At 71.0% G+C, this 24,807-nt stretch carries 23 protein-coding genes; 17 read left to right on the top strand and 6 right to left on the bottom strand.

Annotated features, from left to right (window positions below; genetic code table 11):
* The first annotated feature begins 6 nt into the window (after positions 1 to 6).
* From VSH64_RS15175 to VSH64_RS15160, 4 genes are all read left to right on the top strand, one after another.
* The gene (locus VSH64_RS15175; RefSeq protein WP_326836238.1) at positions 7 to 1,980 is read left to right on the top strand and encodes a hypothetical protein; all 1,974 of its coding nucleotides are present in this window, start codon (positions 7 to 9) and stop codon (positions 1,978 to 1,980) included.
* Positions 1,981 to 1,987: 7 nt separating this feature from the next.
* Complete coding sequence (locus VSH64_RS48510; protein WP_407655647.1) at positions 1,988 to 2,605, top strand: type VII secretion target; 618 nt, start codon at positions 1,988 to 1,990, stop codon at positions 2,603 to 2,605.
* Between the two features lie 91 nt (positions 2,606 to 2,696).
* Positions 2,697 to 3,287, top strand: a complete 591-nt coding sequence (locus VSH64_RS15165) for a YbaB/EbfC family nucleoid-associated protein (RefSeq protein WP_326836237.1) — start codon at positions 2,697 to 2,699, stop codon at positions 3,285 to 3,287.
* Positions 3,288 to 3,511: 224 nt separating this feature from the next.
* The gene (locus tag VSH64_RS15160) at positions 3,512 to 8,638 is read left to right on the top strand and encodes an RHS repeat-associated core domain-containing protein (protein ID WP_326836236.1); all 5,127 of its coding nucleotides are present in this window, start codon (positions 3,512 to 3,514) and stop codon (positions 8,636 to 8,638) included.
* Positions 8,639 to 8,725: 87 nt separating this feature from the next.
* Here VSH64_RS15160 and VSH64_RS15155 read toward each other — a convergent pair whose 3' ends face one another.
* On the bottom strand, positions 8,726 to 9,358 hold the full coding sequence (locus VSH64_RS15155) for a nitroreductase family protein (RefSeq protein ID WP_326836235.1): 633 nt from the start codon (positions 9,356 to 9,358) through the stop codon (positions 8,726 to 8,728).
* Between the two features lie 58 nt (positions 9,359 to 9,416).
* On the bottom strand, positions 9,417 to 9,998 hold the full coding sequence (locus VSH64_RS15150) for a TetR/AcrR family transcriptional regulator (protein ID WP_326836234.1): 582 nt from the start codon (positions 9,996 to 9,998) through the stop codon (positions 9,417 to 9,419).
* A 124-nt stretch (positions 9,999 to 10,122) separates the two neighbouring features.
* Here VSH64_RS15150 and VSH64_RS15145 point away from each other — a divergent pair, with 124 nt between their 5' ends.
* The 9 genes from VSH64_RS15145 (at position 10,123) to VSH64_RS15105 (ending at position 19,438) form a co-directional block, all read left to right on the top strand.
* On the top strand, positions 10,123 to 11,739 hold the full coding sequence (locus tag VSH64_RS15145) for an AMP-binding protein (RefSeq protein ID WP_326836233.1): 1,617 nt from the start codon (positions 10,123 to 10,125) through the stop codon (positions 11,737 to 11,739).
* A gap of 37 nt (positions 11,740 to 11,776) precedes the next feature.
* Complete coding sequence (locus VSH64_RS15140; RefSeq protein ID WP_326837952.1) at positions 11,777 to 12,526, top strand: enoyl-CoA hydratase/isomerase family protein; 750 nt, start codon at positions 11,777 to 11,779, stop codon at positions 12,524 to 12,526.
* A 51-nt stretch (positions 12,527 to 12,577) separates the two neighbouring features.
* The gene (locus tag VSH64_RS15135; protein WP_285966535.1) at positions 12,578 to 13,066 is read left to right on the top strand and encodes a MaoC family dehydratase; all 489 of its coding nucleotides are present in this window, start codon (positions 12,578 to 12,580) and stop codon (positions 13,064 to 13,066) included.
* Positions 13,063 to 13,509 carry a MaoC/PaaZ C-terminal domain-containing protein gene (locus VSH64_RS15130; RefSeq protein WP_326836232.1) on the top strand — a complete coding sequence of 149 codons (447 nt, stop codon included), beginning with the start codon at positions 13,063 to 13,065 and terminating at the stop codon, positions 13,507 to 13,509. Before VSH64_RS15135 ends, VSH64_RS15130 begins: the two co-directional genes overlap by 4 nt.
* Positions 13,506 to 15,023: an acyl-CoA carboxylase subunit beta gene (locus tag VSH64_RS15125; RefSeq protein ID WP_326836231.1), complete on the top strand. Its 1,518-nt coding sequence runs from the start codon at positions 13,506 to 13,508 to the stop codon at positions 15,021 to 15,023. Before VSH64_RS15130 ends, VSH64_RS15125 begins: the two co-directional genes overlap by 4 nt.
* 2 nt (positions 15,024 to 15,025) lie before the next feature.
* A complete protein-coding gene (locus tag VSH64_RS15120; protein WP_326836230.1) occupies positions 15,026 to 15,850 on the top strand; it encodes an HpcH/HpaI aldolase/citrate lyase family protein in 825 nt (274 codons plus the stop codon).
* Entirely contained in the window at positions 15,850 to 16,773 is a 924-nt protein-coding gene (locus VSH64_RS15115) for an LLM class flavin-dependent oxidoreductase (RefSeq protein ID WP_326836229.1), read from the top strand. Before VSH64_RS15120 ends, VSH64_RS15115 begins: the two co-directional genes overlap by 1 nt.
* A 52-nt stretch (positions 16,774 to 16,825) precedes the next feature.
* Positions 16,826 to 18,574: an acetyl-CoA carboxylase biotin carboxylase subunit gene (locus VSH64_RS15110; RefSeq protein WP_326837951.1), complete on the top strand. Its 1,749-nt coding sequence runs from the start codon at positions 16,826 to 16,828 to the stop codon at positions 18,572 to 18,574.
* Positions 18,575 to 18,658: 84 nt separating this feature from the next.
* A complete protein-coding gene (locus VSH64_RS15105; protein ID WP_326836228.1) occupies positions 18,659 to 19,438 on the top strand; it encodes an SDR family oxidoreductase in 780 nt (259 codons plus the stop codon).
* Between the two features lie 32 nt (positions 19,439 to 19,470).
* On the opposite strand, the gene VSH64_RS15100 is transcribed toward VSH64_RS15105, so the two are convergent.
* The 3 genes from VSH64_RS15100 to VSH64_RS15090 form a co-directional block, all read right to left on the bottom strand.
* Positions 19,471 to 20,847 carry an NADP-dependent succinic semialdehyde dehydrogenase gene (locus VSH64_RS15100; RefSeq protein WP_326836227.1) on the bottom strand — a complete coding sequence of 459 codons (1,377 nt, stop codon included), beginning with the start codon at positions 20,845 to 20,847 and terminating at the stop codon, positions 19,471 to 19,473.
* 473 nt (positions 20,848 to 21,320) lie between these two features.
* A complete protein-coding gene (locus tag VSH64_RS15095; RefSeq protein ID WP_326836226.1) occupies positions 21,321 to 21,851 on the bottom strand; it encodes a helix-turn-helix domain-containing protein in 531 nt (176 codons plus the stop codon).
* Positions 21,848 to 22,153, bottom strand: a complete 306-nt coding sequence (locus tag VSH64_RS15090; protein ID WP_326836225.1) for a hypothetical protein — start codon at positions 22,151 to 22,153, stop codon at positions 21,848 to 21,850. The genes VSH64_RS15095 and VSH64_RS15090 overlap by 4 nt, the downstream gene beginning before the upstream one ends.
* Before the next feature lie 63 nt (positions 22,154 to 22,216).
* Between VSH64_RS15090 and VSH64_RS15085 the strand changes: the two genes are divergently transcribed.
* The 4 genes from VSH64_RS15085 to VSH64_RS15070 are packed head-to-tail and all read left to right on the top strand — an operon-like array spanning position 22,217 to position 23,811.
* A complete protein-coding gene (locus VSH64_RS15085) occupies positions 22,217 to 23,065 on the top strand; it encodes a helix-turn-helix domain-containing protein (protein WP_326836224.1) in 849 nt (282 codons plus the stop codon).
* A complete protein-coding gene (locus VSH64_RS15080) occupies positions 23,062 to 23,244 on the top strand; it encodes a DUF397 domain-containing protein (protein WP_326836223.1) in 183 nt (60 codons plus the stop codon). The genes VSH64_RS15085 and VSH64_RS15080 overlap by 4 nt, the downstream gene beginning before the upstream one ends.
* 27 nt (positions 23,245 to 23,271) lie before the next feature.
* Positions 23,272 to 23,559 (top strand): DUF397 domain-containing protein, encoded by a 288-nt coding sequence (locus tag VSH64_RS15075; protein WP_326836222.1) that lies wholly within the window; start codon positions 23,272 to 23,274, stop codon positions 23,557 to 23,559.
* Positions 23,560 to 23,619: 60 nt separating this feature from the next.
* Positions 23,620 to 23,811 carry a DUF397 domain-containing protein gene (locus tag VSH64_RS15070; RefSeq protein WP_407655646.1) on the top strand — a complete coding sequence of 64 codons (192 nt, stop codon included), beginning with the start codon at positions 23,620 to 23,622 and terminating at the stop codon, positions 23,809 to 23,811.
* Positions 23,812 to 23,904: 93 nt separating this feature from the next.
* Here the strand turns inward: VSH64_RS15070 and VSH64_RS15065 are convergent, their stop codons facing one another.
* A complete protein-coding gene (locus tag VSH64_RS15065; protein ID WP_326836221.1) occupies positions 23,905 to 24,768 on the bottom strand; it encodes a dioxygenase family protein in 864 nt (287 codons plus the stop codon).
* Positions 24,769 to 24,807: the final 39 nt, after the last annotated feature.

The following is a 24,807-nucleotide window of genomic DNA, read 5'->3' as shown; positions in this document are numbered from 1 at the left end:
GATCTCGTGTCCACGACAACCGACCAGTCCACCTCGGCGGTTTCCGACCCGTCGTCACCGGACTACAACCCGCACAGCCCCTACTACGACGTCACGGCCGACTCGTCGTCGAAGTACTTCGTGGGCCCCGTCAAGCCGGACGACGTCGCCTCGGGCGACCAGATCCGCGCCGACGCCACGAAGGAGATCGACGACGAGATCGCCAACGGCTGGCTCGGCCCGACCGTCGACCCGAAGACGCGCAACGACAAGATCCAGGAGCTCTACGAGCAGAAGCTCGTGGAGGCGAAGTCCGGGCTGAACGACGGCCTCCAGCTCCGCCAGCCCGACAGCGCGCCCTACACCGACTGGTCGCAGGCCACGCACGAGCAGATGCAGCAGGCGATCACCGAGCAGGCGAACCCGGCCACCGTGGCCGAGTCGTCGGAGGAATGGGTCAGCGTCGGCAACGACCTGGCCACGCACCAGCAGAACCTCGCCCAGGCGATCACCGCGAGCACGAGCAACTGGCAGGGCGCGGGCGGCGACGCCGCGCGTGAGCACCTCGCCAACGTCGGCAAGTGGCTCGGCACCACGGCGCAGGGCGCGACCCTGGCCGGGCGGCAGCAGGAGATCCACTCGCAGGCGCTCAACGAGACGCAGATCGCGATGGGTGCCAACCCGCCGGTGCAGTTCGACGTGCAGCAGGCCAACGCGCAGCTGCAGCAGATCAAGGACCCGACCGAGTACGCCGCGCAGGCGTCCAAGGCCATGGCGACCTTCACCGAGCAGCAGGCCGCGCGCCAGCAGGCGGCGCAGCTCATGACCCAGTACGACCGCACGATCGGCGCGGCCGTGGTCACCCCGGCGTTCGCCGCGCCGCCGAAGCTGCCGGGTTCCGCCGGCGCGAACGGCGGCGGCGCGGGCGGTGCCGGCGGTGGTGGCGCCGGTGGTGCCGGCGGAGGACTGGGCCCGAACGGACTTCCGCTCGGCCCGGACGGCAAGCCCGTCGGTCCCGACGGCCTGCCCCTCGGCGGCGCGGGCGGTGGCGCCGCGGGCGGTGGTGCCGGTGGCGGTGCGGCCGGTGGCGGCGCGGGTGGCGGCGCGGGCGGGTTCAACCCGCCTCCGCTCAACGTGCCCGACAGCGCGGGCGGCGGCGGCCTCGGTGGCGGTGGCCTCGGCGGCGGCAGCGGCTCCGGATCCGGTGGCGCGGGCGGTGGCGGCGGCTTCAACCCGCCTCCGCTGAACATCCCCGACAGCACGGGTGGCGGCGGCCTCGGCGGCGGTGGCCTGGGCGGCGGCGGTCTCGGTGGCGGTGGCCTGTCGGGAGACGACACCACGAAGTCCTCGAGCTTCACCCCGCCTCCGCTGAACATCCCCGACGGCCCCGGTGGCGGCGGCCTCGGCGGCGGCGCGGGCTTCAACCCGCCCCCGTTCAACCCCGGCAGCGGCGTCGGCGGCGGTGGCCTCGGCGGCGGTACGGGTTCGGGTACGGGCTTCACCCCGCCGCCCTTCAACCCGGGTACGGGTGTCGGCGGCGGCTCGCTCGGCGGTTCCGGCGGCATCGGCGGGGGATCGGGCAAGATCCCGACGATCGGGCGCGGCGGCGGCATCAACGGCGAGAGCATCAGCAGCCGCCTCGGCGGCGGTGGTGGTGCCGGCGGCGGGATCGGCGGCATCGGTGGTGGCGCCGGGATCAAGGGTGCCGGCCTCGGTGGCGCGGGCGGCGCGGCGGGCGCGGGTGCGTCTTCGGGCGCCGCGCTGACCGAGGAAGAGCTCGCGGCGCGCGGCGGTGCCGGGGCCGCGGCGGGTGCCAAGGGCGCGGCCGGCCAGCCCGGCATGGGCGGCATGGGTGCCGCCGGCAAGGGCGGCAAGGGCCCGGAGGACAAGGAGCACAAGATCGCCGACTACGTGGAGTCGGACGACCCGAGCTTCTTCGCGCCGGACGAGATCGTCGCACCGCCGGTGATCGGCGACTGGAAGAACAAGGACTGGAAGTGAGGCGGGGATGACCAGCGGAGGCTTCGACGTCGAACCCGACGAGCTGACGGCGCACGCCAGCCACCTCGACGGGCTCGTCGACCGGCTGAACAACGCCGTGCAGGCGGCGGACTACGCGTTGAGCGACGACGCCTACGGTCTGCTCTGCGCGTTCCTGCCGCCGATCGTGAACCCGACGGGGGAGCAGGCCAAGGACGCGGTGAGCGCCGCGGCCGAGGGCATGCAGACCACGGCGGACAACGTCCGCACCACGGCGCAGGCCTATGTGGACGGCGACGAGGCGGAAGCGCAGCCGTTCCTCAAGCAGCTGGCCGGCAGTGACGACGCGGCCGGGCTCACCGGCGGCGGGAGCTCGGACTACCCGTCCGGCAGCACCCCGCTGTCGCCCCGCTACGGCACGACGATGCCGAGCGAGCCGGGGGAGCCGTTGGAGCCGCTGCAGCCGCGGATCGGCACCACGATCCCGGACGCGCCTTCGCAGCCGACGTTCTCGCCGCGCATCGGCACCACGGTTCCGAGCGAGCCGCTGGAGCCCGAGCGCCCGGCGTACCGCGTCGGCACCACGGTGCCCGACGAGCCCGTGGTGAACCCGTCGTCGTTCCGCATCGGCACGGTCACCGAGTAGCCGGGGAGTCCCGGCCCGGAGCGCCGGGCGCGTGAGTGCCCGGCGCCACCGAACAGTTCAGCAGCAGGCAGATCGAGGAGTACGGACAACCATGACCAGTGCGGGAGGGTTGGGTGACCTGATCAGGGACCCCGACGAGGCGATCCGGCGGATGGACGAGTGGGCGGCGGGCTTCGCCCGCAAGGCCGAGCGCTACGCGGCGGCCCAGCAGGAGACCGAACGGCTGCGCCTCACGGCGGCGAGCCCCGACGGCACCGTCCGCGTGACCGTGGGTGCCGACGGCGTGGTGTCGGACCTGGTGTTCGGGTCCAAGACCCGCACCATGCCGCCCGAGGAGCTGGCCCGCATGGTGCTGGACACCATGCGGCGCGCGCAGTCGGGCATCACCCAGCGCGTGGCCGAGGTCATGACCGAGAACCTCGGCGAGGAGGACCAGGAGACCCGCGGCCTGCTGCTCGGCAACCTCAGCAGCCGGTTCCCGGACCTCGACGCCCCCGAGGACAGCGCCGACGAGCCGGGCGAGCCCGAACCGCCGGCGACGCCGCCGCCTCCTCCCGCCCGGCCTGCTCCGCCGGCCGGTGGCCCGGCGACCCCGCCGCCGCCGTCCGCTCCGCCCGCACCGCAGCCGCCCCGCCGGCCGGGCGGCGTCGACCCGGACGAGCAGGACAACAACCCCTGGTGATCTCCCGGCTCGGCGTCCACTGAGGACCATCCACTGAGGGCTCTGTCCGAAGTGGACGCCGATCGGGATCCGCATTCCGGTGGCCTCGCTGCCGGGTATTTCTTCGAAGATCTCGCCATTTCCATTAATGGCGATTCCCGGCTGGTTTCGCGCCGGAAATCATTTCAGGAAAACAGGTTTCCGGCTGGAGTCTGTCCATTCGCCGGGGGAGGAGTGGTGTCGCCGTGAGCAATCCACTGATCGCGCAGACACAGGATTCGACCAAGGCGTATTCGGGCATTTCGCTGTTCGAAGACGCCGACAGCCTAGCCAAGGGGATCGAGTCGGGCGACTGGGCGTCGACGGCGATGGGGGTCGTGGGGACCGCGCTCGACGCGCTGTCGGTCGCGATGGACCCGTTCGGCGCGGCGCTGGCGGCCGGGGTCGGCTGGCTGCTTGAGCACGTGGGCCCGTTGAAGGAGGCGCTCAACGGGCTGACCGGCAACGCGGACGAGATCAAGGCGCAGTCGGAGACGCTGGGGAACGTCTCGAAAGAACTGACCGCGATCGCCTCGGACTACACCGACGCGGTGAACTCCGATCTGCAGTCGTGGACGGGATCCGCGTCGGATGCCTACCGTCAGCGCGCGCAGGACCTCAGCACCTCGCTGCAGGCGGCGGCCAGGGGCTGCGACGGCGCGGCTTCCGGCGTGCAGAAGGGCGGCGAGATCGTCGCCGCGGTGCGCACGCTGGTGCGCGACATCATCGCCCAGCTCATCGGGCACATGATCAGCTGGGCGCTGCAGGTGGTCCTCACCCTCGGCATCGGGTTGAGCTGGGTGGTACCGCAGGTCGTCGAGGCCGTGGCGAAGACCGCGACCCAGATCACCAAGCTGGTCACTTCGGTGGTGAAGGCGCTCAAGGCGCTGGCCCCGATGCTGAAGAAGACCGGGCAGCTCTTCGAAGACGTCGGCAAGGGCTTCAAGGGGCTCAAGGGCGGGAAGGTCGAGACGCCGCCGAACTCGAAGGGCTTGAGCGGCGCCCCGGACGCGCCGCCGGCCAAGTCGGGCGGAGCTTCCGGCGGCGGGACGAAGGCTTCGGGCTACGAGGGCGCGCCGAAGGACTACACGCCTCCGCCGGGCAAGTCGGGTGCCGACGACGGCACGCATGCCTCGGGTTACGAGGGCGGCGGCGGGAAGGACTACACACCACCGCCCGGCAAGTCGGGCGCCGACGACGGCACCCACGCCGCCGGCTTCGAAGGCGGCGGCGGCAAGGACTACTCGCCCCCGCCCGCCTCGAAGTCGGGCGACGACGCGACCCACGCGTCGGGTGCCGGAGGCGGCGGCAAGACCGAGGGGGGCGCGCCCCCGCCCAAATCCGGCGACAGCACCTCGGGCGAGGGCGGCGGCGCCGGCGGCGGCGACCTGCCCCCGACCAAAACGCCCGACACCGGGTCGGGCACCAAGACGTCCGGTGCCGGGAACTCACGGGGCCTGCCCGACAAGCCGGAGCCTCCGCGCGATCGCGCGGTGGGCAGCGACGACCGCGTGTGCGAATCCGACCCGGTCGACATCGCGACCGGCGACATGGTGATGACGGTGCTCGACCTGGTGATGCCCGGCGTGCCGGAACTTTCACTGGAACGCACGCACATCTCGTCCTACCGCGCCGGCCGGTTGTTCGGCGCGACGTGGGCGTCCACTTTGGACCAGCGGCTGGAGCTGGACGACGAGAACGCCTGCTACTTCTCGGCCGACGGCATGATCCTCGTGTACCCGCTGCCGGGCGCGAACGAGGCCGTGCTCCCGGTCGAGGGCCCGCGGCTGCCGCTGGTCGCCACCGAGACGGGATACCGGCTGGCCGACCCGGCGGGACAGGTGGACCTGGAGTTCGCCGCGGTCGAGGGGTCGCGTCCCGGGGTGTTCCCCCTCGTCGCGATCGAGCACACCGGCGGTGACCGGATCGACTTCGAGTACGGTCCGTCCGGCGTGCCGGCCGGGCTCACCCGATCCGACGGTCGTGCGGTCCGGTTGCTCAGCGAGCAGGGCCGGATCACCGGGCTCGACGTCGTCGACGCGGCCGGAGACACGTCGGTGACCGTCGCCAGGTTCGGCTACAACAGGCTGGGCCAGCTGACGAACGCCTCGAACTCGTCCGGCCTCGCGGCGGGCTACGACTACGACGTGCACGGCCGCATGGTCGGCTGGCAGGACCGCACCGGTACCTGGTACCGCTACGTCTACGACGCCGACGGTCGCTGCGTGCGCACCGTGGGCCCGCAGGGTTATTTCAGCGGCGCCTTCGCCTACGATCGCGAGCGGCTGATCACGCGCTACTCCGACTCCCTGGGCAACGTCACGGAGTACCACCTCAACGCGGCGAACCAGATGCTGCGTCGCATCGACCCGCTGGGGAACGTGACGGGCTACGTCTGGGATCGCTACGACCGGCTGCTCGAGCGCGTCGATCCGCTCGGCCGCACGACGGCGTACTCCTACGACGCCGACGGTGAACTGATGTCGGTGACCCGTCCCGACGGTTCCGTCGTCGAGGTCGTCGGCGACGACACCGAGCTGACGATCACGGTGCGGGACGAGAACCGCTACTGGAGCCGCGCGTACAGCGGCGACAACGTGCCCGATCCGCTGGCCGACCCGCTCGGGGTGTCGACCGCGCTGAGCTACACCGAGGTGATCGACCGCCAGAACGCGCGCCCGGCGGTCGCGACGACGAGCACCGGGGCCACCGCGGCGGCGGACACGCGCGACGTGTTCGGTCGCGCGACGACCGTGCTCAACCGGTCGCGGCGGCAGGTGCGCCTCGGCTGGACGGTCGAGGGCGAGGAGAACCTGCGGGTCCACCCGTCCGGGATCCGGGAGGCCCGGCGGTACGACGCGGAGGGCAACGAGGTCGAGCACGTCAACGGCGCCGGGTTCACGAGCCGGACCGAGTACGGGCCGTTCGGGCTGCGGACGGCGTCGGTCGACGCCTCCGGCGCGAGGACGACCTACGTCCACGACACCGAGCTGCGGCTCACCACGGTGACCAACCCGTTGGGGTTGCAGTGGAGCTACCGCCACGACGCGGCGGGCCGGCTGGTGGAAGAGGTCGACTTCGACGGGCGCGTGCTGCGCTTCGACTACGACCGCGCCGGGCAGCTGGTCCGGTCGGTCAACGGAGCGGGCGAGGTGACCGAGTACGTCTACGACCGGCTCGGCAACGTCCTCGAACGGCGGACTCCGACCGGGACGACCCGCTACGCGTACGACCCGGTCGGGCGGATGGTCCACGCCGCGATCGGCGACGTCGAGCTGCAGGTCGAGTACGCGCCCGACGGCACTCTGCTCAGCGAGACCGTCGACGGCCGCACCGTGACCACCACTCGCGACGAGAACGGCACGACCGTGCGGCGCACGCCGTCCGGGGCGGAGAGCGTGTGGAGCTTCGACGCCGCGGGCAACCCCGACGCGGTGACGGTCGGCGGCCACTCCGTGCGCTTCCGCCACGACGAAACCGGCCGGGAGGTCGTGCGGACGATCGACGGCCGGGTGGTCGTCTCACACGCCTTCGACAACGACGAGAACCTCGTCGCACAGTCGGTGCGGACCGGAGAAACCGAGCGCAGCCGCCGGTTCAGCTACCGGCGCGACGGCTTCCTCACCGGCATCGACGACGAGGTGGCCGGCCCGACGCACCTGGTCCTCGACGCCGTCGGACGGGTCGTGGAGTTGCGAACGCCGCAGGGTAGCCGGCAGTACCGCTACGACGGTCTGGGCAACGTCGTCGAGTCCGGCGAGCCGGTGGCCGGAGCGGCCACGGGTGCCCACCGCTACGCCAGGAACACCCTGGTGGGGGCGGGCGCCACGGCGTACGAACACGACCTGCAGGGGCGCGTGGTCCTGCGGCGCGAGGGCGATCGGGCGTGGCGCTACACCTGGGACGCGCACGATCGGCTGATCGGGCTTCTCACCCCCGAAGGCGACCGGTGGACCTACCGCTACGACCCGGTGGGCCGCCGCATCGGCAAGCAGCGGCTGGTGCCCGCGGCGGGTTCGTGGCGGGTGGCCGAGACCTTCGAGTTCTCGTGGAGCGGGGCGCAGCTCGTGGAGCAGTGCCACGTCGGCGAGTCGGGCACGCGGACCGTCACCACGTGGGAGTACCACCCCGAGGACGACCGCCCGATCCTGCAGGTCGGTCAGCCGTCCACTGTGGACGAGCAGTTCTTCTCCATCGTCACCGACCTGCTCGGCACCCCGACCGAACTGCTCGACGCCGACGGAGCCACGGTGTGGCGCGACAGCGGCGGGCTCTGGGATCGTGCCGGAAGCGCGACGCTCACCCCGCTGCGCTTCCCCGGCCAGTACGCGGACAGCGAGTCGGGCCTGCACTACAATGTCTACCGCTACTACGACCCGGCCACCGGCCGGTACCTCAGCCAGGACCCGCTCGGGCTCGGGCCCGCCGAGAACCCGGTCGCGTACGTCCCCAACCCGTTCGCGGACTGCGACCCGCTGGGCCTCGCGCCGACGAAGGGCAAGAAGGGCGCCTGCGGCGGCGGAGGCGGTGGCGCTTCGGACCGGCCGGGCGCGAGCAACGACGCGAGCAACGTCCCGGACAAGAAGGGCAACAAGGGCAAGGGCAAGGACACCGGCACGTCGGCGAGCTCGAGCGGTGGCAAGAGCGGCAACGGCAAGCTGAGCGCCGACAAGGAATCGTACAACCTCGGCGACCACAACGGGGTCGACGTGAACGTCGACTCCCACCAGGCCAAGCACCAGCAGGGCGGCAACAGCTTCCTGGGCATGAACCCGTACAAGGGCGGGTCGGGGACCAAGTTCCCGAGCAACGTGGACGAGTCGTGGCACCAGAACCACATGGCGCCCAAGGTCTCGGACATGACCAAGGAGAAGACCGACCCGATCGATCAGCGGCTCGAGGACAAGCGCGCCGATATCGACGAGCGGAAGGCGCAGGCCGAGCACGACGCCAAGGCTCACGCCATCGAGGAGCGCGACAAGCTCAAGGCGCAGGTCCAGGCCGACAAGAAGGCTGGCAAGGACGTCGACGTCCAGCAGGTCAAGGCGAAGAACGAGGCTCTGGCGGCGGAGCGGGACGAGAAGATCCGCAAGGCGAACGAGGACCTCGAAAAGGAGTACCAGGAGGCGGTCGACGCCCGCAACAACACGGTGATCAACGACTACAAGAAGGTCCCGCAGGACGACGGGATCATCTACGACATCGCGACCACCTACGACCCCGTCAAGGGCAAGTGGACCTCGACCTACCACGGTAACCCGCCGGACGAAACCTGGTGGAAGGTCCACGGCAAGAACATCGCGAAGAACAATCCCAAGCTGACCCAGCAGTAGCGCCGAACCGCCCCGGGTAGCGCAGATCGCGCTGCCCGGGACGGCCGGTGTCCGGTGTGGACGGTCAGCCGGTGAACCGGCCGGTGGTCACCACTTGTCCCAGTGGGTGACCTCGTCCGGGGCCGGCCGCGAAGCCGACTTGAAGTCCGTGCCCTTCGTGAACGCCAGCGGCGTCAGCACGGCCTGCGCGACGGTCTCGTAGGGGATCCCGAGGAGGTCCGCGACCTCCCGCTCGCGGACCGTGTGCATCGAGGTCCACGCCGTGCCCAGGCCGCGGGCGCGGGCGGCGAGCATGAAGCTCCACGTCGCCGGCAGGACGTTGGACATGCCGGCCGTGGCCGAGGCGCGGTCGGTGCCTTCGTTGCAGGCCAGCACCAGCACGGGCGCTTCACCCATGTGGTCGCCGAGGTAATCGGCCGAGCTGGCCACGCGCGACTGGGTGCGGTCGCGCTCGGTCGCGCCGTCGTTCTTGCCCGGGTAGCCGGGGGAGGCCTTGTACTGCGCGAAGATCGAGCCGTAGATCTCGCCGATGGCGCGGCGCTTGCCCTCGTCGCGCACGATCACGAAGCGGGCCGTGACCACGTTGGAGCCGGCCGGGGCCTGCAGGGCGAGGGCCACGCATTCGCGGATGAGGTCGTCGGGGACGTCGCGGGTGAAGTCGAGGCGCTTGCGCACCGCGCGGGTGGTGGACAGCAGCTGATCCGGGGAAAGTTCGAGCATGCCGCGATCATAAATCCGCGGCGCGTCCCCGGTGCGAGACCGTGGCCACAGCCGGGATTCAGTGCGCGCGCAGGCCTTCGATCAGCAGCTCGGCGAACCGGTCGGCCAGCTCGTCGGTGGTGAGCGACCCGTCGGGCGAATACCAGACATACGCCCAATTCAGGATGCTCGTGAGCGCGATGCCCGCGATGCGCGGGTCGGCTTCGCGGAATTCGCCGGCCTCGATGCCCTGGGTGATGATGCTGCGCAGGCCGGTTTCCCAGCGGTCGCGGCTGGCGATCACGGCCTGCTGGCGCGGTTCGCTGAGCTGACGCCACTCGTGGAAGAAGACGGTGGCGAACTCCTTGTTCTCGCCGATGAGCTTGAGGTCGCGCGCGGCGACCTGGCGCAGCTGCTCGGTGGCGGTGCCACCGGCGGCGAGGATCTCCTCCATGTCGCGCTCCGAGCGCTCCATGATGCTGTGCACGATCGCTTCCAGCAGGTCCTCTTTGCTCTGGATGTGCACGTAGAGGCTGCCGGCGTGCACACCGACCTCGCGGCCGATGTCCCGCATCGACGTGCCGTGGTAACCCTTGCGGGCGAACAGGCTCGCGGCGATCTCCACGATCGGCGTGACGTAGTCGGTGACTCGTTCGGACACCCGCCCATTAGACACTACGGCGAGTGACGAGTCGATGGGCGGAGGGCGTGCAACAACTGTTTGTTGACCGATCGTGCCCGTGCCGTTAGCGTCCGGGAGGGAAGACTTGGGAGGCAGCCCGCCGATGCGCTACTACGAGATCGACCAGAGGACCACCGCGCACATCCTCGCCGACAAGGCCGCTCGCGTGGGCGACCGGCCGTTCCTGCACTGGGCGGGGCGCACGTACACCTATCGCGACCTCGACGAGATGACCAACCGCTACGCCAACGGGTTCGCCGCCCTCGGCGTTTCGCGCGGCGACCACGTCGCCATGATGATGCCCAACGGCCCCGAGTTCCTCTGGACGCTCTGGGGCCTGGGCAAGCTCGGCGCCGTGGCGGTGCCGCTCAACACCGCGGCCAAGGGCGAACTGCTGCGGTACTTCCTCGACCAGTCCGACTCCACGGCCGTGTGCGTGGCGGGCGACCTGCTCGCGCGCGTGCGCGCCGTGCTGCCCGAGCTGCCGGCCGTGCGCACGGTGCTGGGCCTCGGCTGCGACCCGGCGCAGCTGGCCGCGCTCGAGGGCGTCACCACCCACGAGCTGGCCGACCTCGAACGGGCCTCGCCAGAGCCGCCGCAGCTCGCGGAGCCGGTGCGCTGGAACGACCCGCACCTGATCCTCTACACCTCGGGCACCACCGGTCCGTCGAAGGGCGCGATCTGCCCGCAGGCGCAGGGCCACGCCGTGGGCCACCAGATGGCCTCGCTCAACGAATACCGCCAGGACGACGTGCTCTACACGTGCCTGCCGGTGTTCCACGGCAACGCCATCTGGTACACGGTGTACGCCGCGCTGTGGGCCGAAGCTTCGGTGGCGCTCTACCCGCACTTCTCGGCCAGCCGGTTCTGGTCGCAGATCCGCGAGTCGAAGGCCACGGTGTTCAACGCGCTCGGCGCGATGGCGAACATCATCTGGCAGCAGCCGCCCTCGGAGCGCGACCGCGACCACTCGGTGCGGATCTGCATGATGGTGCCCAACTCCCGCGAGCTGGCCGAGGGGTTCCTCGACCGCTACGGCGCGAAGGTCACCTCGGTGTACGCGATGACCGAAAACTGCGCGGTCACCGTGTTCGGCCCCGACGACCCGCTGGAGAAGGTGCCGTCGGCGGGCCGGGTGCGACCCGACATGAGTGTGCAGATCGTGGACGAGGACGGCCGTCCCGTGGGGCAGGGCGAGGTCGGCGAGATCCGCCTGCGCCCCAACGAACCCGGCATGACGATGCTCGAGTACTACAAGATGCCCGAAGCCACCGTCGGCGCCACCCGCGACCTGTGGTTCCACACCGGCGACCGCGGCTGGCTCGACGAGGACGGGTACTTGTTCTTCTCCGACCGCAAGAAGGAAGCGATCCGCCGCCGCGGCGAGAACATCTCCGCCTACGAGGTGGAGACGATCGTGTGCAAGCACCCGGCGATCCTGGAGGCCGCCGCGGTGCCGGTGGCCTCGGAGCTCGGCGAGGACGACCTGATGGTGTACGTCGTGCTCGAAGAGGGCGCGAGCGCCACCTACGAGGAGATCATCGCCTTCTGCGACGAGCACATGCCCTACTTCATGGTGCCGCGCTACCTCGAGTTCATCGAGCGGCTGCCGAAGACCCCGAGCGAGAAAATCGAGAAGTACAAGCTGAAGACCGCCGCCGCGGACCGCGTCGGCGAGCTGTGGGACCGGGAGGCGGCGGGCATTGTCATTCGGAAGTGAACCGTCATCAGGAAGTGAAGCAGCGGTCTTGTGCACGGTGGACGGCCGGGTCGGCCGGATCACGATCGACCGCGAAGCGACCCGCAACGCGCTGAGCCCCGAGGTGCTCGCCGGGCTGGACGAGGCGATCACGGCCGCGCGGGACTGTTCGGTGGTCGTGGTGCGCGGCAAGGGCGGCACGCTCTCGGCCGGCGCGGAGCTGAAGTTCCTGCGCTCGGTGCTCGACGACCCGGCGGCGGTGCGCGAGTACATCACCTCGATCGGGGTCGTGCTCGACCGGCTGGAGGCCGCGCCGTTCGTGTCCGTGTGCGTGATCGACGGGTACGCGGTGGCGGGCGGCTGCGAGATCATGCTGGCCTGTGACCTGGCCGTGGTGAGCGAAACCGCGCAGATCGGCGACCGGCACCTCGAATACGGGCTGCTGCCCGGCGCCGGTGGCTCGGTGCGCCTGAGCCACGCGGTGGCCCCGGCGCTGGCGCGCCGGCTGCTCTACACCGGCGAAATCGTCGACGGCGCCACCGCCGCGCGCTTCGGACTCGTGAGCAGCGCCGTGCCGGCAGCCGAGCTGGACGACGCGGTCGACGCGCTCGTGGCGCGCCTGGCCCGCCACGCGCCCGATGCGTTGCGCGGCATGAAACGCCTGCACCGGAAGGCGCTCGCCGAGGAACCCGCCGCCGCGATCACCGCGGAGCGCGAGACGTTGCTCGCGCACCTGGCCGGCCCGACCGCGCGGGAGGGGCTGGCCGCGTTCGCCGAGCGGAGAACGCCGCGGTTCGACAGGCTCTGATTCGCACCACCCGGAGCCACCGCGAGGTGGCCCGGCACGGAAAGGCAAACGATGAGCACAGACACCGATCGCCCGGTCTCGGGCCGGTGGTTCGAACAGCTGGAAGTCGGCACGGTCGTGCAGCACGCGACGCGGCGCACGGTCACCGAGACCGACAACGTCCTGTTCACCACCATGACGATGAACCCGGCGCCGATGCACCTCGACGCCGACTACGCCTCGCGCAGCGAGTTCGGCAAGCCGCTGGTCAACAGCATGTTCACGATCGCGCTGGTGGTCGGGCTCTCGGTGTACGAGCTCACGCTCGGCACGATCGTGGCACAGCTCGGGATGTCCGACGTCGAGTTCCCGAAGCCGGTGTTCGCCGGCGACACGATCCGCGTGGAGAGCGAGGTCGTGGAGGCGCGCGCGTCGAAGTCGCGCCCGCGCGCCGGGATCGTGGTGTTCGAGCACCGCGCCTACAACCAGCGCGGCGAGCTGGTGTGCCGCGCCAAGCGCACGGGCCTGATGCACCGCCGCCCGGAAGGGGACGCCGCGTGATCACCGAGTACTTCGACCGGATCAAGCTCGGCGACCGGCACGTGAGCCGGGGCCGCACGATCACCGAGACCGACATCGTGCAGTTCGCCATGTTCACCGGCGACTGGCATCCGGCCCACACCGACGCCCGCTACTTCGACGCCGACCCGGTGTTCGGCGGCCGGGTGGCCCACGGCGCGCTGTCGCTCTCGGTCGCGCTGGGCCTGGTCACGTTCTGGCCCGAGGCGATGAAGGCCTTCTACGGCATCGACAAGCTGCGGTTCATCACACCGGTGCGTGTGGGCGACACGATCCACGTCGAGACCGAGGTCACCGAGCTGACCCCGCGCGGCGACGGAAAGGGTGTGGTCACCTCGGCGTTCCGGATCCTCAACCAGCGCGGCGAAACCGTGCTCGCGGCTTCGCTCAAGACACTGGTGGTCACCGAGGAGGCGGGCCGATGAGCGAGGTCACGGCCGAGCTGGAGAAGGCCGAAGAGATCGCGCTGGCGGGTGGCGACGCGAGCCGCTGGCCGAACAAGCTGCCGGTGCGCGAACGGATCGCGCTGCTGCTCGACCCGGGCAGCTGGGTGGAGGACGGCCTGCTCGCCGACGCCTCGGGCGACGGGCTCCCGGCCGACGGCGTGCTCACCGGCGTCGGCACGGTCGAGGGCCGGCCGGTGGCCGTGATCGCCCACGACTTCTCGGTGAAGGCCGGGTCGTGGGGCGAGCTCACGTGTGAGAAGCAGGTGCGCATCCTGGAGCGCGCCGACCGCGATCTGCTGCCGGTGTTCTACCTCGTCGACTCGGCCGGCGGGCGCCTCACCGACCAGCTCGGCTTCTTCTCCGGGCGGCGCGGGGCGTCGCGGATCTTCCAGCTGCAGGTGAAGCTTTCCGGGCGGGTGCCGCAGATCTGCTGCCTGCACGGACCTTCGGCCGCGGGCGGGGCGTACATGCCGGCGTTCACCGACTGGGTAGGCATGGTCGCGGGCAACGCGTCGATGTACCTGGCCTCGCCGCGCGTCGCGGAGAAGGTGACCGGCGAGCGCACCACGCTGGAGGAGATGGGCGGCGCGACCATGCACGCCACCGTGTCCGGCTGCGGCGACGAGGTGTTCGACGAAGACTGGCAGGTGATCGCGGCGGCCCGGCTGCTGCTGTCCTACCTGCCCGACGACTGGCGCTCGGCGCCCGCGCGCGCCGAGGCCGTGGCGCCGGAGATCGCGGACTGGCCCGAGGGCCTGATCCCCGAGGACCCGAACACCGCCTACGACGTGCGCGACGTGATCCTGCGGTTCGTGGACGCGGGCAGTTTCTTCGAGATCAAGTCGGCGTGGGCCGAAGAGATGGTGACCGGGTTCGCGCGCCTCGGCGGGCAGACGGTGGGGCTCGTCGCCAACCAGCCCTCGGTGCGCAGCGGCGCGATTTTCGTGGACTCGGCCGACAAGGCGGCGCGGTTCATCTCGATGTGCGACGCGTTCAACGTGCCGCTGGTGTTCCTCCAGGACGTGCCCGGCTTCATGGTCGGGGTCGCGGTGGAGCGGCAGGGAATCATCCGCCACGGCGCCAAGATGGTGGCGGCGATGGCGAGTGCCGAGGTGCCGAAGTTCAGCGTGGTGCTGCGCAAGGCGTACGCGGCCGGCTTCTACGCGATGTGCGCGCCGGGCTTCGAACCGCGCGCCACGATCGCGCTGCCGACCGCGACGATCGGCACCATGTCGCCCGAGGCCTCGGCGAACGCCGTGTACGCCAACAAGATCGCGGCGATCGAGGACCCGGCCGAGCGCGAGGCGTTCGTGGCTGCGCGCGTGGCCGAGCAGGCCGCGGACTTCACGCTGCTGCGCCTGGCCGGCGAGCTGCACGTGGACACCGTGGTGCAGCCGCAGGCGCTGCGGGCCGAGCTGCTGGGCCGGCTGCGGGCCGCCGGCAGCTGGGAACGCTCGGGCCACCGCCGCCACCACCTGATCAGCCCGGTGTGACGATGACGACCGGACTGGTTCCCCGCAGCCTGCTGTTCATGCCGGGCTCGAAGGCGTCGATGATCGCGAAGATCCCCGCGATCGCCCCCGACGCGGCCGTGGTCGACCTCGAAGACGCCGTGCCCGCGGGCCAGAAGGCCGAAGCCCGCGAGACGGCCGTGGCCGCGCTGGCCGGGTTCGAGGCCGGCCCGCGCACCACGGTGCTGGTGCGGGTCAACCCGAGCACCTCACCGTGGTTCGCCGACGACCTCGCGGCCGTCGCGTCGCTGCCCGGCGTCGGCGTGGTCCTGCCCAAGTACGAGCGGCGGGAAGAGATCGACCTGATCCGCGCCCGGGTCGGCGCGGAGGTGCCGATCGTGGTCGGGCTGGAGACCGTGCGCGGGGTCGCGGATTGCCGGGAGCTCCTGGGCGCCGCGCTCGAATCCGTGTACTTCGGCGCCGAGGACTACATCGCCGACATCGGCGGCGTGCGCACCACGCGCGGCGACGAAGTGCTCTTCGCCCGCAGCGAGGTGCGGCTCGCCGCGCACCTCGGTGGCGTGTCCACTGTGGACCAGGCCGTGGTCGCGATCCGCGACGACGACCGCTTCCGCGTGGACGCCGAAGCCGGCCGCGCGATCGGCTACACCGGCAAGATCTGCGTGCACCCGCACCAGGTCGAGCTGGCCCACGAGGTGTTCACGCCGGCGCCGGCGGAGGTCGCGCACGCCCGCGCGGTGCTGGCCGCGGCCGATTCCGGTGTCGCGGTGGTCGACGGCGAGATGGTGGACGACGTCCACGTCCGCATGGCGCGCACGGTGCTCGCCCGTGTGCCGGAGGAGAGCTGATGCGCGTCGGATTGATGTTCCCGCCCGGGACGGACCCCGGTGAGCTGCCGGCGGTCGCGCGCCGGGCGGAGCAGGCCGGGTTCGACTTCTTCTGCTGTGGTGAGCACGTGTTCTTCCACGGCCCGATGACCAACGCGTTCGTGGGGCTCGCCGCGGCGGCCGGCGCGACCGAGCGGATCGGGCTGATGAGCGCGCTCACCATCCTGCCGGTGTACCCGGCGGCGCTGGCGGCCAAGCTCGTGGCCACGCTCGCCACGGTGTCGCGCGGCCGCTTCGAACTCGGCGTCGGCGTGGGCGGTGAGCACCCGCCGGAGTTCGAAGCCGTCGGCGTGCCGCTGGCCGAACGCGGCCGCCGCACGGACGAGGCGCTCGAAGTACTGCACCGGCTGCTCGCCGGCGGCAAAGTGACCTTCCGCGGCGAGTTCACCACGATCGAAGGCCAGGAGCTGCAGCCGGTGCCGCAGAAACGGCCGCCGGTGTGGGTCGGCGGGCGCAAGGGCGCGGCGATGCGCCGGGCCGCGCGCCACGCCGACGGCTGGCTGCCCTACCTGGTCGCGCCCGAGCGGCTGGCCGGCAGCCTGGCGCAGGTGCGTGAGCTCGCCGTCGGGTACGGCCGGCAGCCCGAGGACATCCGGGGTGGCGTGTACCTGTGGTCCGGCGTGGACACCGACGGCGACCGGGCGCGGCGGGAGGTGGTGTCGGCCGTGAGCGGGATCTACCAGCAGGACTTCGAAAGCTACGCCGACCGCTACCTGCTGCACGGCACGCCGGCCCGCGTGGGGGAGCGGCTGGCGGAGTACGCCGAGGCCGGGGCCGAGAGCGTGATCTTCGCCCCCGCGTGCGCCGACCACGACCGCGCGATCGACCTGTTCGCCACCGAGGTACTGCCCGGGATCCGGGCGAGGGGAGTGTCCCGTGTCTGAGTTTTCCGAGGGGTCCACCGGGATCGAGGGGTCGACAGCGCCTGAGGTTACGGTGCCGGCCAAGGTGTTCACCAAGGTGCTGGTGGCCAACCGCGGCGAGATCGCCGTGCGCGTGATCCGCGCCGCGCGTGACGCCGGGCTGGCGTCGGTCGCCGTGTACGCCGACCCGGATGCCCACGCGCCGCACACGCGCCTGGCCGACGAGGCGTACGCGCTGCACGGCACCACCGCCGCCGAGTCCTATTTGGACATCGACAAGATCCTCGACGTCGCCAAGGTGAGCGGCGCCGACGCCGTGCACCCCGGCTACGGGTTCCTCTCGGAGAACGCCGCCTTCGCCCAGGCCGTGCTCGACGCCGGCCTGGTGTGGATCGGCCCCGGCCCGCAGGCGATCCGCGACCTGGGTGACAAGGTCACGGCCCGCAAGATCGCCCGGTCCGTGGGCGCGCCGCTGGTGCCGGGCACCGAGGAGCCGGTGGCCTCGGCCGACGAGGTCGTGGCGTTCGCCGACGAGCACGGCCTGCCGGTGGCGATCAAGGCCGCGTTCGGCGGCGGCGGCCGCGGCCTGAAGGTGGCCCGCACGCGCGAGGAGATCCCCGAGCTGTTCGACTCGGCCACGCGCGAAGCGGTGGCGGCGTTCGGCCGCGGCGAGTGTTTCGTGGAGCGCTACCTCGACCGGCCGCGCCACGTCGAGGCGCAGGTGCTCGCCGACGCGCACGGCACGGTCGTGCTGGCCGGCACGCGCGACTGTTCGCTGCAGCGGCGCCACCAGAAGCTCGTGGAGGAGGCTCCGGCGCCGTTCCTCACCGACGAGCAGCACGAGCTGATCCGCTCGTCGGCCAAACGGATCTGCGCGGCGGCCGGCTACCTCGGCGCGGGCACGGTGGAGTACCTCGTGGGCACCGACGGCACGATCTCCTTCCTCGAGGTCAACACCCGCCTGCAGGTGGAGCACCCGGTGACCGAGGAGACGACCGGCCTCGACCTGGTGCTGGAGCAGTTCCGCATCGCGCGCGGCGAACGGCTCGACCCGGCGGACCCCGAGCCCCGCGGGCACGCGTTCGAGTTCCGCGTCAACGGTGAGGACCCGGGCCGCGGCTTCCTGCCGATGCCGGGCACCGTGCGCCGCTTCGACGTGCCGGAAGGGCCGGGCATCCGCCTCGACTCCGGCGTCGAGGCCGGCACGGTCGTGGGTGGACAGTTCGACTCCATGCTGGCGAAGCTGATCGTGTCCGGGCCCGACCGCGCCACGGCGCTGGCCCGCAGCCGCCGCGCGCTGGCCGAGCTCACGGTGGAGGGCCTCGCGACCGTGGTGCCGTTCCACCGGGCCGTGGTGCGGGATCCGGCGTTCACCGCCGAGACCGGGTTCGGTGTGCACACGCGCTGGATCGAAGAAGACTTCGTGAACGACCTGCCGGAGTACTCGGCCGAACCCGCCGACGACGGCAAGGTGACGATCTCCGTCGGCGGCCGCGCCCTGCGCGTGGCCCTGCCCGGACTGTCCGAAGTGGGCAGCCGGGCCGAGGAGATCCGCGCGGCTTCGGCGGCCGTGGCGCTCGGGCCGCGCGCGAGCGCGGTGTCGGGTGACGCGGTGACCACGCCGATGCAGGGCACGGTCGTGAAGCTCGCGGTGGCCGAAGGCGACTCCGTGGAGATCGGTGATCTCATCGCCGTGGTCGAGGCGATGAAGATGGAAAACCCGGTGAAGGCGCACAAGGCCGGCGTGGTGACCGGGCTCGCGGTGGCGGTCGGCGACAGCCGGGCGCAGGGTGAGGTGCTGTGCGAGATCCGCGAGCCGTAGCCGGATAGGGTCCACCTCGGAGGGACGGCTCGGGGCGGACAGCTTCGGGCCGGACAGCTTCGCGTGGGACAGGAGAACGGGTTCGTGGATCTCGGAATCGCCGGCCGCACGGCCGTGGTGTGCGCGTCGACCCAGGGGCTCGGGCGGGCCTGCGCGACCGAGCTCGCCCGCGCCGGCTGCACCGTGGTGATCAACGGCCGCTCGGTCGAGTCGACGCGCACTGCCGCCGAGGAGATCGCGGCGGAGACCGGCGCGAAGGTGGTGCCGGTGGCCGGTGACGTCGGCGACCACGCCGTGCAGGACGCCCTGCTCACCGCGGCGGGACCGGTCGACATCCTGGTGAACAACAACGGCGGCCCGCCCCTGCGCGATTTCCGCGAGGTCGACGAAGACGCCTTGCTCGCCGGCGTGCGCGCCAACATGGCCACGCCGGTGCGGCTGGTTCAGCTGGTGGTGGACGGCATGGTGGAGCGCCGGTTCGGCCGGATCGTGAACATCACGTCCGGCTCGGTGAAGATGCCGCTGGCCGGGCTCGACCTCTCCAGCGGCGCGCGGGCCGGCCTCACCGGGTTCCTCGCCGGCGTGGCCCGGTCGGTGGCCCACGCCAACGTGACGATCAACTTCCTGCTGCCCGGCTCGTTCGCCACGAACCGCCTGCGGTCGGGCCAGGCCGCGCTCGCCGCGAAGACGGGCGCGGCACCCGAGGACATCGCGGACCGCCAGCGCGCCGGCATTCCCGCGGGCCGCTTCGGCGAGCCCGCGGAGTTCGGCGCGGCGTGTGCCTACCTGTGCTCGGCGCAGGCCGGGTTCGTCACCGGCCAGAGCCTGCTCATCGACGGTGGGGCCTTCCCGGGCGTGCTCTGACGCCCGGGAAAACCCCGTTCGCATCCGTTCGCTCAGCCGACCCAGACGGTCTTGAGGTTGCAGAACTCGCGGATGCCGTGCGAGGACAGCTCACGCCCGTAACCGGAGCGCTTCACACCACCGAACGGCAGCTCCGGGTACGACACGGTCATGCCGTTGATGAACACCTGCCCGGCTTCGAGGTCGCTGATGAACCGTTCGATTTCGTCGGGATCCTGCGACCAGGCGTTGGAGCCGAGGCCGAACGACGTCGCGTTGGCGACCTCCAGCGCCTCTTCCAGATCCGCCACCCGGAAGAGCGACGCGACCGGCCCGAACACCTCCTCGGTGTACATCCGCATGTCCCGGGTGATCTCGCTGATCACGGTCGGCGGGTAGAACCAGCCCGCGCGGTCGGGCCGCTCGCCGCCGCAGAGCACCTTCGCACCGCCCGACACGGCGTCGGCCACCAGTTCTTCCACGTCGGTGCGGCCCTGTTCCGTGGCCAGCGGTCCCACGTCCGTGGCGTCGTCGGTCGGGTCGCCGACCGTGAGCGCGCGCATCGCCTCGACGAACTTCCCGGCGAACTCGTCGTACACGTCCGTGTGCACGATGAACCGCTTCGCCGCGATGCACGACTGGCCGTTGTTCTGCACGCGGGCCGTCACGGCCGTTTTCACCGCACTGTCGACGTCCGCCGACGGCATCACCACGTACGGATCACTGCCGCCCAGCTCGAGCACGGTGTGCTTCACCTCGTCACCGCAGATCGCGGCGACCGAGCGGCCGGCGGGCTCGCTGCCGGTGAGCGTCGCCGCGGTCACGCGCGGGTCGCGCAGGATCGGCTCGACCTGCTTCGACGACACCAGCAGCGTCTGGAAACAGCCTTCGGGGAATCCGCCGCGGCGGAACACGTCTTCCAGGTACAGCGCGCACTGCGGCACGTTGGACGCGTGCTTGAGCAGCCCCACGTTGCCGGCCATCAGCGCGGGCGCGGCGAACCGCATCACCTGCCACAGCGGGAAGTTCCACGGCATCACGGCCAGCACCACCCCCAGCGGCTGGTAGCGGCCGAGCGCCCGAGACGCGCCCACCACCGACGGGTCCGGCAGCGGCTCGTCGGCGAGGAACTCTTCGGCGTGCTCGGCGTAGTACCGCATGCCCTTCGCGCACTTCAGCGCTTCGGCGCGGGCCGAGGCGAGCGTTTTGCCCATTTCGGTCGTCATCATGCGGGCGACGTCGTCGGCCTCCTTCTCCAGGAGGTCGGCGGTGGCGTGCAGCAGCGCGGCCCGCTCGGCGAACGGCGTGCGCCGGTAGGAGCGCCACCGCTCGTGCGCGATCCCGATCCGGTCCCGGACCTCGGATTCGGTCAGTTCCGTGAACGTCTTGACCGTGTCGCCGGTCGCGGGGTTGATCGTGGCGATCGCCATGGGCGCAGCCGTCCCTTCTCCTGCTCGCTCCCGTGTTCCTGTGGTGCAGCCTAGGTCTTCCCGGAGCGGGCGGCAGACAAACCGGCGGCAGGCCGGGCGGTGGCAGGGTGCGCGAGGGCAGGCCGGGCGGTGGCAGGGTGCGCGATGGCGAGGTGTGCGAGGGCGAGGTGGGTGGCGGGTCCAGCGCGAAGCCCCCAGGTTCGTGAGTCCCGGGGGCTTCGGCTCACCCGCCCGAGGCGGGAGCTCACTGTTCGCCCGTCATTCGGCCGGGTCACGCGTCGGGGGTCGTTCGGCTGCTTCATTCGCCGGGGTCATTCCTCGGGGTCATGCGCCTGGGCTATGCGGCATGGTCACGCGGCAGGGGTCATGCGGCCGGGTCATTCGTCGGGCAGGTGGTCTTCGTCGTCGCCGGTTTCGGGGTTGCCGTCGTAGACCACGGATCCGTCGTCGCACATCCACCTGCCCACGGCGCGTCAGCCCATTGGCTCGACGAGCCGCAACCGCACCGTGTACCCGAAGAACCGCGCGTAGACGAGCACGTTGGTCACCGCCGCATCGATCGCTCCCGGGCTGTTTTCCAGGCGCCACAGGGCGAGCACGTGGATGCCCAGCACGTCGGCGACCTCACCGCGGGTCAGACCGGCCTCTTCGCGCAGGGCCTGCAGGCGCCGTTGCAGGTCCCACAGCTCGGACATCGCGGGCCCGTCGCCGGGGTTCTCGCCGTGGGGCATCCGGTCCCGCCACGGCGGACGCCGCTGCCCCGGGTCGTCCTCCACGAGCACCACGTGCAGGCGGTAACCCAGTAGCGCGGCGTAAGTTTCGAGCAACGGCAACGACGTGCTCGTCCGCGCCCGCACCCGGAACCCGAGGATGTTCCCGGCACCCACGCCGAAGATGCGCCCCGCGTCGCGCAGGCTCAACCCCTCGGCCACGCGGACCTCGTCGAGCCTCCCCGCGACGGCGTCCAGCTGCTCGATCGCCGGCCGGTGCACCAGCGCGGTCATCGCGCCCGCCGGAAACAGGTACGGCAGTCGCGCGAACGGTCCCGGTCCGCGCCGAGCTCCTGCGACAGCTCCGACCGGAACGCCCACCGCGCCGGAATCACGAACCCGTCCGGCGTGCAGTCGGGCAAGAAGGTGTCGCGCCGGCTGTCTTCCAGCTGAGCCCTCGCATACCGGTGGTTGCGGGTGTCCCCCGCCCAAAAATGCACGGCGAACAGGGCCTCGCCTGCTTCGCTGATGATCCTTGTTTCCATGGCCAGCCCCTTCCCTCGCGCCCCTGTGCTGATCGCTACACTGGTGTACAACTCGGTAAGAGTGCAAGTCTTGCATTCATGCTGACGCTTCAGTTCATGCGATAGGAGTAGGCCATGGCGAGCGCACCGTCTCTTCGTCGGCGTCGGTTGGTGGGTGCGCTGAAGCGGCTGCGGCTCGATGCCGGAATGACCCTCGCCGAAGCCGGCGAAGCGGCCGGGTTCAGCGAGGCCAAGGTCTCTCGCATCGAGACGTTCCGATTCCAGGTCAGCGGCGACGACACCTATTCGCTGGCCAAGGCACTCGGCGCGAGCGAGGAGACCGCAAATGCCTTGGTGAAGCTCGCGCGCTCGGCCAAGCAGCGCGGGTGGTGGCACGATGCCGCGAGCGAGGGCAGCGGTCTGGGGACCTTCGCCGACTTCCTGGAACTGGAGAGCGAGGCCCGCGAGATCTTCGAGTTCCAGGAGACCCTGATACCGGGGCGGCTGCAGACCGCGGGGTATGCGGCAGCGGTGATTCGCGCTGACTTGCCGAACGCGACCGATGACGAGGTCGACCGGCGGGTGAAGCTGCGCCTCGACCGGCAAAGCCGCAGTTCGGCGCCACTGTGGACAGTGGTCTTCGAGGCCGCCTTGGAAATGCCGGTCGGTGGGCCGGAGGTGATGTGCGAGCAGCTCGATCATCTCTCGGAGGTGGCGAAGCGGCCGGGGATTCAGGTGCAAGTCTTGCCGAAGCGCTCGCGGGGACACGCGGCCATCGGTACTTCGTTCACCCTGTTCGAGCTGACCGACGGCGCGACGTTCGCGCACATCGACACGTTGACCGGCGGCCTGCTGATCGAAGACTCCGCGCAGGTGGAGATCTATCGCAAGGCCCGGTTGGGCTTGCAGGCGGCAGCGGCGGACTTCGATGGCAGCGATACCCTGGTCAAGCGAGCAAGGGACAACCACCGGAGCACACCATGAACGAGAAGTTCGCTGGTCAGTGGATCAAGACCAGCTACTCGAACGGCTCGGGCAACTGTGTCGAAGCAGCTGTCCTGCCGACGGCGGTGGGCATCCGTGACACGAAGGCCCGGGAGACCGGTCACCTGACTGTCACGCCCGCCGCGTGGGTCGCCTTCACCGAGGCGATCGGCAAGTAGCACGCGCAGGAAAGCCCCCAGCGATTCGTGAGCGCTGGGGGCTTTCTGCTGCCTGGATTCGGAAATCCTGGCATATTCGACGTGAGCATTGACCTTGTCGCGCGAGCTGGGGACTACGAACGGGAGTGCACCGTGAGTGATGAATTCGCTGGTCAGTGGATCAAAGCCAGCTACTCGAGCAGTGGAGGTCAGTGCGTTGAAGCAGCTGTCCTGTCGATGGCTGTGGGCGTCCGTGACACGAAGGCGCGGGAGACCGGTCACCTGACTGTCACGCCCGCCGCGTGGGTCGCCTTCACCGAGGCGGTCGCCAAGTAGCGCCCGCCGGGAAGTCCCGGCGAACCGCTCAGGAAGCACGAGCACAGCTGAAGTAGGTAGGTGACAGTGGGATTTGACCCGGAGTGCGCCCCATGGCGTAAGAGCAGTTACTCATCGGGCGGTGAAGCCAACTGCGTTGAGGTGGCTGTCGCCGCGGCGGTGGGTATCCGTGACACGAAGGCGCGGGAGACCGGTCACCTGACTGTCACGCCCGCCGCGTGGGTCGCCTTCACCGAGGCGATTGCCGAGTAGCACGAACAGAAAGTCCCCAGCGATTCGTGAGAGCTGGGGGCTTTCTGCTGCTTGACTGCTTTTCGTACTGCCGCCGTAGCTGTGGTGCTCGGGTCAGTCGGCGGGTTGCAGGATGAAGTCGTAGCGGGCTTCGACCCAGGGGACGGCCGACGGGGTGCCGTCGGGGGTGGGGCCGGGGTCGTGCGCTTGGAAGGTGACCACGAGTTCCTGTTTGGTGCCGAACACGACGTCGCTGTCGAGGTACTCGGCGCCTTCCTGGAAGAGGTGGGTGATGAGGGGTTCGTGGCCGGCGGCGTTCACGAGGAAGTGCACGTGGGCGGGCCGGAAGTGGCTGATGTCGGTGCGGGAGATGAGCTCGCCGACGGGGCCGTCCATGGGGATGGAGTAGCCCTTCGGGGCGATCGTGCGCACGCAGTAGGTGCCGTCGGCGCGGGTCGTGTATTTCGCGCGCAGGCGGGCTTCCTCGACTTCGGCGAGCTGGGATTCGTAGGCGCCGTCGGCGTCGGCCTGCCAGACGTCGAGGACGGCGCCGGGGAGCGGGGTGCCGTCGAGGGAGCGGACGGTGCCGGTGACGTAGAGCGGGGTGCCGGTGACGCCGTCGGACATGTCGCCGCCGTAGCCGAGCTCGGGGGAGCCGTCGATGTGGAACGGGCCGAGCACGGTGGCGGGCGTCGCCTCGGGGGCGAAGGCGTGGTTCATCTGGACCACGAGCATGCTCAGGCCGAGCACGTCGGAGGCGAGGATGAATTCCTCGCGCTTCTCGTCGCTGATCTGGCCGGTCGCGGTGAGCCAGCGGATCGCGGCCATCCACTCGGGCTCGGTGAGGCGCACTTCGCGCGCGAAGGCGTGCAGGTGCCGGACGAGCGCGGTCATCAGCTCCTGCGTGCGCGGGTCGTGCGCGGTGGCCCACCGCTGCTCGGCCAGCTCGGTGATGTTGTCCTCGGTGACGAGCTCCATGAGCGTCCTTCTTCTCGGCCGGGTCCGCGGTTCGGGGCG

The organism is Amycolatopsis rhabdoformis (assembly GCF_035918295.1).
Taxonomy (GTDB): Bacteria; Actinomycetota; Actinomycetes; order Mycobacteriales; family Pseudonocardiaceae; genus Amycolatopsis; species Amycolatopsis rhabdoformis.
The sequence above is the reverse complement of the archived record's forward strand: the minus strand, read 5'-3'. Positions and strand labels throughout refer to the sequence as shown.

Coding starts and splice junctions, on each gene's coding strand:
- VSH64_RS48510 (WP_407655647.1), top strand. CDS start 1,988: ATGACCAGCGGAGGCTTCGACGTCGAACCCGACGAGCTGACGGCGCAC.
- VSH64_RS15165 (WP_326836237.1), top strand. CDS start 2,697: ATGACCAGTGCGGGAGGGTTGGGTGACCTGATCAGGGACCCCGACGAG.
- VSH64_RS15155 (WP_326836235.1), bottom strand. CDS start 9,358: ATGCTCGAACTTTCCCCGGATCAGCTGCTGTCCACCACCCGCGCGGTG.
- VSH64_RS15145 (WP_326836233.1), top strand. CDS start 10,123: ATGCGCTACTACGAGATCGACCAGAGGACCACCGCGCACATCCTCGCC.
- VSH64_RS15135 (WP_285966535.1), top strand. CDS start 12,578: ATGAGCACAGACACCGATCGCCCGGTCTCGGGCCGGTGGTTCGAACAG.
- VSH64_RS15125 (WP_326836231.1), top strand. CDS start 13,506: ATGAGCGAGGTCACGGCCGAGCTGGAGAAGGCCGAAGAGATCGCGCTG.
- VSH64_RS15120 (WP_326836230.1), top strand. CDS start 15,026: ATGACGACCGGACTGGTTCCCCGCAGCCTGCTGTTCATGCCGGGCTCG.
- VSH64_RS15115 (WP_326836229.1), top strand. CDS start 15,850: ATGCGCGTCGGATTGATGTTCCCGCCCGGGACGGACCCCGGTGAGCTG.
- VSH64_RS15100 (WP_326836227.1), bottom strand. CDS start 20,847: ATGGCGATCGCCACGATCAACCCCGCGACCGGCGACACGGTCAAGACG.
- VSH64_RS15095 (WP_326836226.1), bottom strand. CDS start 21,851: ATGACCGCGCTGGTGCACCGGCCGGCGATCGAGCAGCTGGACGCCGTC.
- VSH64_RS15085 (WP_326836224.1), top strand. CDS start 22,217: ATGGCGAGCGCACCGTCTCTTCGTCGGCGTCGGTTGGTGGGTGCGCTG.
- VSH64_RS15080 (WP_326836223.1), top strand. CDS start 23,062: ATGAACGAGAAGTTCGCTGGTCAGTGGATCAAGACCAGCTACTCGAAC.
- VSH64_RS15065 (WP_326836221.1), bottom strand. CDS start 24,768: ATGGAGCTCGTCACCGAGGACAACATCACCGAGCTGGCCGAGCAGCGG.